This window comes from Bradyrhizobium sp. CCH5-F6 (assembly GCF_001556045.1).
Classification (GTDB): domain Bacteria; phylum Pseudomonadota; class Alphaproteobacteria; order Rhizobiales; family Xanthobacteraceae; genus Bradyrhizobium.
In genome coordinates this window covers 39,634-47,182 of record NZ_LSIC01000003.1, presented here as the reverse complement: position 1 = coordinate 47,182, position 7,549 = coordinate 39,634, and the positions used below count along the sequence as shown (strand labels likewise).

The window sequence follows — 7,549 nt, the reverse complement described above, 5'->3', positions numbered from 1 at the left end:
GCGGCGGCGGAGGCCGCTGAGCCCACACCTGCCTTTTCAGATGATGTCGCCGGTGCCAATCCGGCGGCATCATTCAGTCTGGGTTGATCGGTGGCCGATCAGCCTCGCCGTTTCTTCTTCGCCTTCTTTCCCGGCGCGCCTTTCGCGGGCCACGGCGTCACCGACGGCTCGGCGTGGCCCGGCCTGTTCTTGTGCTTCTTCTTTCCGAAAGAAGGAGCATCGCCTAACTTCGGCGCGTGCTCGCCATGAGGCTTGCTGCGTGGCTTGAATCCGCTTGCCTCGCGCGGGTGATCGTCGCGCCGTTCGCGATGATCGCCGCCCTCGCGCCGGGGCGCGTGAGCGCGCTCCCTCGAGGTTTCCTGCCGCGGGGGAGCCTCCGTCATCGGCTCGATGCGGATGCTGTCTTCCTTGTCCGGGCGCTTGACCTTGGCGGCGAAAGACTCCGCGACCCGCTCCGAAATCTCGAACTCGGTTGTGGTGTCCATGATCCTGATGGCGCCGATGTCGCGCTTGTCGATGCCGCCGCGGCGGCAGATCATCGGCAGCAGCCAGCGCGCCTCCGCATTCTTGCGTCGTCCGATGGCGGCGCGGAACCAGACGCTGCCCTCGGCCATGCCGTGTTTAGACGATGCCTTGCCGGGTTTCGATCGGAGCCGCTCGGGGCGATCCTCGCCGTCCGCGCCTCGAAGCCTGTCGCGACTGCGATCCTCGCGCGGCTTCCCGCTCCGCTCGCCGGGATCGATGATGTCCTCGGGCGACGGCAGCCGCGCGCGATAGAGCCGCGCCAGCGCGGCGGCGATGTCTTCAGCCGGACGCTCGGCGAGCAGCGCCTGTGCCAGCGCGAGATCGTCGGCGGTGGTCTCCTCGGTGAACAGCACGTCCTTCATGCGCGCATGATCGAGCTTGCGGATTTCGTCGGCCTGCGGTGCCGTGCCCCAGACGGCATCGATGCCGGAGACGTTGAGCAGCATCTCGGCGCGTCGGCGCCGCGCCGGCGGCACGAGCAGGACGCTCGTGCCCTTGCGGCCGGCCCGTCCGGTGCGGCCCGAGCGATGCTGCATGACCTCGGCATCATTGGGCAGATCGGCATGAATGACCAGATCGAGACTCGGCAGGTCGATGCCGCGCGCGGCGACATCGGTCGCGACGCAGACGCGGGCGCGGCCGTCACGCAGCGACTGCAACGCCATGGTGCGCTCGTTCTGCGTCAGCTCGCCGGACAGCGCGACCACGGCAAAGCCGCGCTCCAGCAGCGCCGCCTGCAGATGCCTGACGTTGTCGCGCGTGCTGCAGAACACCAGCGCGCTCGGCGCCTCGTAGAAGCGCAGCACGTTGACGACGGCGTGCTCCATGTCGGCGGGCGCGATGCGGATCGCGCGATACTCGATGTCGGCGTGACCGCCTTCGTCACCGGCGACCTCGATCCGGAACGCGTCGCGCTGATATTGCCTGGCGAGCGCGACGATGCCGCGCGGAAAGGTCGCCGAGAACAGCAGCGTGCGGCGCGTCTCCGGCGTGGTTTCGAGAATGAACTCCATGTCCTCGCGAAAGCCGAGATTGAGCATCTCGTCGGCCTCGTCGAGAACAACCGCCTTCAATTCGGAGATGTCGAGACGGCCGCGGCGCAAATGATCGCAGAGCCGCCCGGGGGTGCCGACGACGATATGGGCGCCTGCCGCCAGCTCGCGCTGCTCGCGCCGCGGATCCATGCCGCCGACACAGGAGACGACGCGCCCGCCGGCATGCCCATAGAGCCAGGCCAGCTCGCGCTGAACCTGCAAGGCGAGCTCGCGGGTCGGCGCAACGATCAGAGCGAGCGGCGCGCCCGCCTGCTCGAACCGCTCGGCCTCGCCCAGCAGGTCCTCGGCCATGGCAAGGCCATAAGCGAGAGTCTTGCCGGAGCCGGTCTGGGCCGAAACCAGGAGGTCCCGGCCAGAGGCTTCGTCCGCAAGCACAGCGAGCTGAACGGGGGTTGGGGAATCATAGTTCCGCTCGGCCAAAGCGCGGGCGAGCGGCGGGGTCAGGGCCGGAAAAGACACGGGATGGAGAACCTTGGTTAATTCAGGCGCGCAAACGGTGGACGGCGGACCTGAGCTCGCGTGCGCGGCAGGACGCCAGCAGCACGGGGCGATTTGATTGGGTGCTCTTTACGCCAAGCGCCGGGAAATCGCCATGCCTATGTTGCATGGCTTGACGGAAAGTACCGCGCCCGAAGGTTGCATACGATCGTTCGCGGTCGTTCATCCATGCGTTTGCGCACCGGCGTCTTTTCAGATCTCCGCGTAGATCTCCAGCAGATTGCCGTCGGGATCGCGGAAGAACAGCGTGCGGTGACCGAAGGGCTGGTCCGTCGGCGGCGACAGCAGCTCAACGCCATGCCGAACCAGCTCGTCGGCGCATTGGTCGACTTCGGCGGCGGAAACCCTGAAGGCCAGTTGCAGCGAGGCGCTGCCTAGCGGCGTCGGCGCATCGGCCGCGGTTCGTCTCGGCCTTGCCAAAGCGAGCGTGTTGCCGCCCAGGCCGTATTCGATCCAGTTCGTCGAGAGCTCGCGCAGCAGAGGAAAGGCGAGAACGTCCTCGTAGAAGCGGCGCATCGCGGCCATGTCGCGCACGAAGATGACGGTGTAGTCGATTGCGCGGATGGCCTGGAAGGGGGAGCGTCGGCCTGCTTCTCGTGGCTTTGCGTCCGTCATCTCGTCACTCGGTTCCAAGCTCAGACTCGTAGCCCGCATGAGCGAAGCGATATGCGGGTAGTGTGCCCGCAAGGTCCCGGATGTCGCTCCGCTCATCCGGGCTACAGAATCTCATTCCACCAATTCCGGCCACGGCACGATGGTCGATTTCACCGTCTTCATCGCCATCGCATCCTTCACCGCCTGCGCAACGCCTTCTTCCGTGAACGGATAGATCGTCTGCATCTTCAGCCAGGGGTATTTGTCGCGCGTCCGATACAGCATGTCGACGCCGAGCGGCAGGTCGTTGCCGGTGAAGCCCCAGGATCCCAGCACGTTGAGATCCTTGGTGCAGATGCGGTGCCATGACGTGTCGATGGAGCCGGCGTCGGTGAACTGGCCCATCTCAACATAGGTGCCGCCGTCGCGCAGCATCTCGATGCCTTCGGGGCCGGCGGTGGGATGACCCGAGCAGTCCATCACGAGATCGGCGCCGAAGCCGCCGACGATTTTCCGCACGCGATCGATGCGCTCCTGCGGCGACTTGAGCTCCTCGATGTTCACGGTCGCCTCCGCACCGAACTCGCGCGCGAGCTTGAGCCGCGGCTCCTCCGGCGCGCCGACGCAGATGACGCGCCCTGCGCCCATCTCCTTTGCGGCCGCGACCGCCAGAATGCCGATCGGGCCCGAGCCCTGGATCACCACGGTGTCGCCCCAGCTGAAACCACCGGCGCGGGTGGCGCGATTGAAGGCGCGGATGCAGGAGGTCAGCGGCTCGGACAGCGCCCCGAGCCGCAGCGACATGTCGTCGGGCAGCTTGTAGACCTTGGTGCCCGGCAGCATGTCGAGATCGACATAGACGTATTCGGCCCAGCCGCCCCACATGTGCGGCGCCTTGTCGAAGCCGAGATAGCGGCCGTAATAGACCGGCGTCAGGCACTTGTTGGCGGTCTGTGGATAGTGGATGCAGTAATAGCAGCGGCCGCAGGGCATCAAGGGCGGGATCATCACCTTCGAGCCGACCGTCAGCGGCTTGCTCATGAAATCCTCAGTGAATTCGGGCCCGCATTCGACGATCACGCCGCCGATCTCGTGCCCCAGCGTGAACGGCCAGGGCAGCGGCTTCGGCCAATGGCCTTTGAGAATATGCAGGTCGGTGCCGCAGACGCCGCAGGCGCCAACCTTGATCAGCGCGGCCTTGCGGCCGACCTTCGGCCACGGCACGGTGCGGATGACGGGCTCGGAGCCGGGACCAGCGTGGGTGCAGACGCGGATCTGTTGCATGGCTGTTTCCTCGATGCCCGTCTGTTGTGATTGATGGTGCGGGCGTGAAACGCAGCGTATGTGAGATGGCTGGCCATGCCAAGCGGGCGGTCGTAGCGGGAAAAAAAACCGGGGTATCGCTGCGCTCATCCGGGCTTCGGCACCTGAACGTGCAAGGCGACGGGTGTGCAGCGATGCTCATCTTCAAGATGCCTACACCCGTCGTGACAGCACACGCAGGGTATTCAGGCTGATTTCGTCCCAGAACGAGCGAGCATGGACGATCGCAAAGACACTTGCGCCAAGGGCGAACGTCCAGACACACTCAAAGCAAGAACCCCGGCGCTGAGGCCGGGGTTGTATTCGAGGTAAGCTGAACCGCGTCGCTTAGAAGTGATAGTTCAATCCGGCCCTGACGACGTTGACCGTTGTGTGCGTCGAGGCTGTCACCGTCGCCCCCACGTTGACGGCATCGTTCATCACGAAGGTGTGCTTGCCGAAGTCCAAATAGAGATACTCGAGCTTCGCAGTCCACTTCGGCGCGAATGCATATTCCGCACCAGCGCCGGCGGTCCATCCCGTTGCTGCGCCGGTTGAACCTGAGAAGCAGTTGTTGAAGGGGCAGTTGGCAGCGAGGTTCGTTCCAGTGACAGTGGTGTCGACGCCGCCGTAGGCAAAACCGCCGGTGCCGTAAACGAGAAAATCATTGGTCACCAGGAAGCCGATACGACCTCGGACAGTTCCGAACCATTCCAGCTTTGCGTCGATGGTTGTTCGGTAGGTGCCGCCGATGAACGGTATTCCCGTTGCCGAATTCGATCTTCCGAGCGAAGAGTACGACAGATCTGCCTCGAGGCCCGTCAGAATATTGCCAAACCTCCAATTGTAGCCAATCTCGCCGCCACCGACGAAGCCGTCCATCCGCGGTCCTGTTGGAAGCGGGCCGAACGGCGGCAATCCGATGCCCGGCCCTCCCAACGCTGCTGCATTGGGCGTCAGATCGGTAGACGCATCTCCAAAGCCATAGCCAGCGGTCGCGCCGACATAAGCGCCCGACCAAGGATCGCTGACAATCGCTGGCGCCTTGGTATACCTGCCGGCCGATAGATCGGCAGCAGAAGCCGAAACGATACCCGATCCAATCAATGCTGCTGCGATCAAGAGCTTGTTCATACAATTCCTCGCCAATTCCAAGTCGTACTGACGATTGTATATGCGTTGCGGTCGCTTCTTTGCTGTAGCGTGCAGGCCACAGATGGATACCTCAACTGCGCTTGGGGCGACATTTACAATGCTCCCAGGCCCAGGCCCGGCTTTGCCGGGCTGCAGAGCACCGGCTTTGCATACAACGAGCGCTGCATGAGGCGCGCTTTTCGCCGGGAATCTCGGAAGACACGCAGCGAAGAGGCGGATGCGGCGACGACATGCGGGGGGCGCAGAGTCTGATTCCGTCCATCCGACTCAAGGTGATCGATAGCATCCTGATCAGACCAGGAGGGCACACAACAGCGCATGTGAGAGGCGCGCTCGTGCCAAGCGGGCAGTCGTAGCCCGCATGAGCGCAGCGATATGCGGGAGGCACTTGCCCCGGATGTCGCTGCGCTCATCCGGGCTACGAACGCGCTAAATTCTCGACCGGCCAAAAGCCGGGAGCCAGCGGGCCATCGGCAGGAACAAGGCGCCAAAGCACGCCTGACGAAATGTGCTTTAGCCATCGTTCGCCTGTGATCACTTGCCGATCGGCGGGAGCATCGACCTCCTCGGCTATTCCGCTTCCGATCTGTTCGTCCATCCAATTTGAGAAGCGGCGCAACTCGCTCTGCGAGGAGAAGCGGTCGATCTTCTCCCAAGGACAACTCACCATGTCTTCCGCAAGCCCCTTTGGTTGACAGTCCTTTGCATATCAAGGCTGAAGTAGCCCGGATATGGCCTCGCTCGTGCAGACAAGGTGCTTTTCACGCTCAACAGCGCAGAGTCCGCATTTCGGCAAGAAATTTGCAGCGACGCGCGCAGAGCCGCACCAACCATTTCGAGGAGCCCATGACCTACAACATACACGCACTCTTCGATCGTTGGGAGCGGGTGTGGCATGAAGGACGATTTGACCTTATCCCGGACTGCGTGGGGTCGCACTACATCCGACATGACGAAAAAGGCGACCGGACCGTCACGCGGGACGAATATGCTGCGGAATTGCAGACCGTGCACCGAGACCGACCCGGAATCCGCGTCGTGGTGTATGATCATTCTTTCTCGACTGACCGCGCGTGGTTCCGATTTGCATTCGTTTGGCCGGATCCCACGACCGGCGAGCAGCGCAGCCGCGCCGGTATGCAAAGCTACCGTATTGAGGGCGGCAAGCTCGCTGAGACCTGGATCTCGATGCTTGGTCTTGGGACCGCATGGGCCGACGAGCCCCAGGTAAGCTGGACCCGCCGCAAGGAATGAGCAGTTCCAAGTTCGATCCTCCCGCATCATCTCATGCCCGCATCGGGCGACCATCCGCATTATGGACGGCCAGTCGGTGCTGACGGAGGTGATCCGGCTTGCCGGCCTCACCTCCTTCATGACCGGCAACGCCAATCATGCCCAGATGGCGGGCTTTGCCCGCGATCTCGGCCGCGGTGCTGCTGGTGTTCCTGGGCCTGTTACATCGGCGGGGGCGAGGACGGCTTGAACGGTAACGCCGGCCATCGGGACGTGGCTTTTTGTACGCATTGTGTCTGTCCGTTACCGCCAGCATCCAATCCTAACGCGACATTAACCCTATGCACCTTAGGGTCGTCCCGGACTCCGCCCGGGCGGGGGGTCGGGTGTTGAAAATGGCGTTGGCGAACAAAAAATTTCTTCCGGCCGCCGAGGAGCGCAGGCGCTTCCAGCGGGTGAAGGTTCACCTGCTCGGCCGCTACATGCTGCCGGACCGCCGGGAATTCCCCTGCCAGGTGATCAACATGTCGCCGGGGGGCCTCGCTTTGCTCGCCCCCGGCATCGGCAATGTCGGGGACCGCGTGGTCGCCTATCTCGACCATATCGGCCGCGTCGAGGGCAAGATCACCCGCATCATCGACAACGGCTTCGCCATGACGATCGGTGCGACGCCGAGGAAGCGCGACAAGCTCGCGGCCCAGCTGACCTGGCTCGCCAACCGCGACATCCTCAATCTGCCGGAGGACCGCCGCCACGACCGTATCGTGCCGCGCAACCCCATCGCGGTGCTGACGCTCGAGGACGGCACCAAGATGACCTGCCGCATCATCGACCTCTCGCTGTCGGGCGCCGCGATCGCCGCCGAGAACCGCCCGCCGCTGAAATCGACGGTTCTGCTCGGCCGGGTCCAGGGCCGCGTGGTCCGAAACCTCGAGGACGGCTTCGCGCTGGAGTTCATGCACGAGCAGCCGATCGAAACTCTCGAAGAGAGCGTTACCGCGCGGTAAAGCGCGAGGACGCGAAAATCCCGATATTCCCAGCCTCGAAGGCGGTCTCCGCGATGCGGACGCCGCCTTTTTCATGTCCCGCGGCGGACGCCTTGCGGTTAACGCGCCGGTTGCGGATATGCGCAAACGGCGCTTTTGGCAGCGTCTCCGCGTTAATCGGTAAAATTTGAATCGATTGCA

Annotated in this window: 7 protein-coding genes; 3 read left to right on the top strand and 4 right to left on the bottom strand. The window is 63.8% G+C overall.

The genetic code is table 11. The features are described 5' to 3' along the window. Positions 1-98: 98 nt before the first annotated feature. The 4 genes from AX729_RS00370 to AX729_RS00355 all read right to left on the bottom strand — a co-directional run bounded on the left by AX729_RS00370 (position 99) and on the right by AX729_RS00355 (position 5,108). Positions 99-2,039 (bottom strand): DEAD/DEAH box helicase, encoded by a 1,941-nt coding sequence (locus tag AX729_RS00370; RefSeq protein WP_061019915.1) that lies wholly within the window; start codon positions 2,037-2,039, stop codon positions 99-101. Between the two features lie 231 nt (positions 2,040-2,270). Next, positions 2,271-2,693, bottom strand: coding sequence for a VOC family protein (locus AX729_RS00365; RefSeq protein WP_061019914.1), 423 nt, complete (start codon positions 2,691-2,693; stop codon positions 2,271-2,273). 111 nt (positions 2,694-2,804) lie between these two features. Further along, a complete protein-coding gene (locus tag AX729_RS00360; RefSeq protein ID WP_061019913.1) occupies positions 2,805-3,956 on the bottom strand; it encodes a zinc-binding dehydrogenase in 1,152 nt (383 codons plus the stop codon). Between the two features lie 366 nt (positions 3,957-4,322). Continuing rightward, the gene (locus AX729_RS00355; RefSeq protein ID WP_061019912.1) at positions 4,323-5,108 is read right to left on the bottom strand and encodes an outer membrane protein; all 786 of its coding nucleotides are present in this window, start codon (positions 5,106-5,108) and stop codon (positions 4,323-4,325) included. Positions 5,109-5,975: 867 nt separating this feature from the next. Here AX729_RS00355 and AX729_RS00350 point away from each other — a divergent pair. The 3 genes from AX729_RS00350 to AX729_RS00345 all read left to right on the top strand — a co-directional run bounded on the left by AX729_RS00350 (position 5,976) and on the right by AX729_RS00345 (position 7,369). After that, entirely contained in the window at positions 5,976-6,383 is a 408-nt protein-coding gene (locus tag AX729_RS00350) for a nuclear transport factor 2 family protein (RefSeq protein ID WP_061019921.1), read from the top strand. Between the two features lie 61 nt (positions 6,384-6,444). Then, positions 6,445-6,612, top strand: a complete 168-nt coding sequence (locus AX729_RS39330) for a hypothetical protein (protein WP_156456623.1) — start codon at positions 6,445-6,447, stop codon at positions 6,610-6,612. Between the two features lie 145 nt (positions 6,613-6,757). After that, positions 6,758-7,369: a PilZ domain-containing protein gene (locus tag AX729_RS00345; RefSeq protein ID WP_061019911.1), complete on the top strand. Its 612-nt coding sequence runs from the start codon at positions 6,758-6,760 to the stop codon at positions 7,367-7,369. Positions 7,370-7,549: the final 180 nt, after the last annotated feature.

Coding starts and splice junctions, on each gene's coding strand:
- AX729_RS00365 (WP_061019914.1), bottom strand. CDS start 2,693: ATGACGGACGCAAAGCCACGAGAAGCAGGCCGACGCTCCCCCTTCCAG.
- AX729_RS00360 (WP_061019913.1), bottom strand. CDS start 3,956: ATGCAACAGATCCGCGTCTGCACCCACGCTGGTCCCGGCTCCGAGCCC.
- AX729_RS00355 (WP_061019912.1), bottom strand. CDS start 5,108: ATGAACAAGCTCTTGATCGCAGCAGCATTGATTGGATCGGGTATCGTT.
- AX729_RS00350 (WP_061019921.1), top strand. CDS start 5,976: ATGACCTACAACATACACGCACTCTTCGATCGTTGGGAGCGGGTGTGG.
- AX729_RS39330 (WP_156456623.1), top strand. CDS start 6,445: ATGGACGGCCAGTCGGTGCTGACGGAGGTGATCCGGCTTGCCGGCCTC.
- AX729_RS00345 (WP_061019911.1), top strand. CDS start 6,758: ATGGCGTTGGCGAACAAAAAATTTCTTCCGGCCGCCGAGGAGCGCAGG.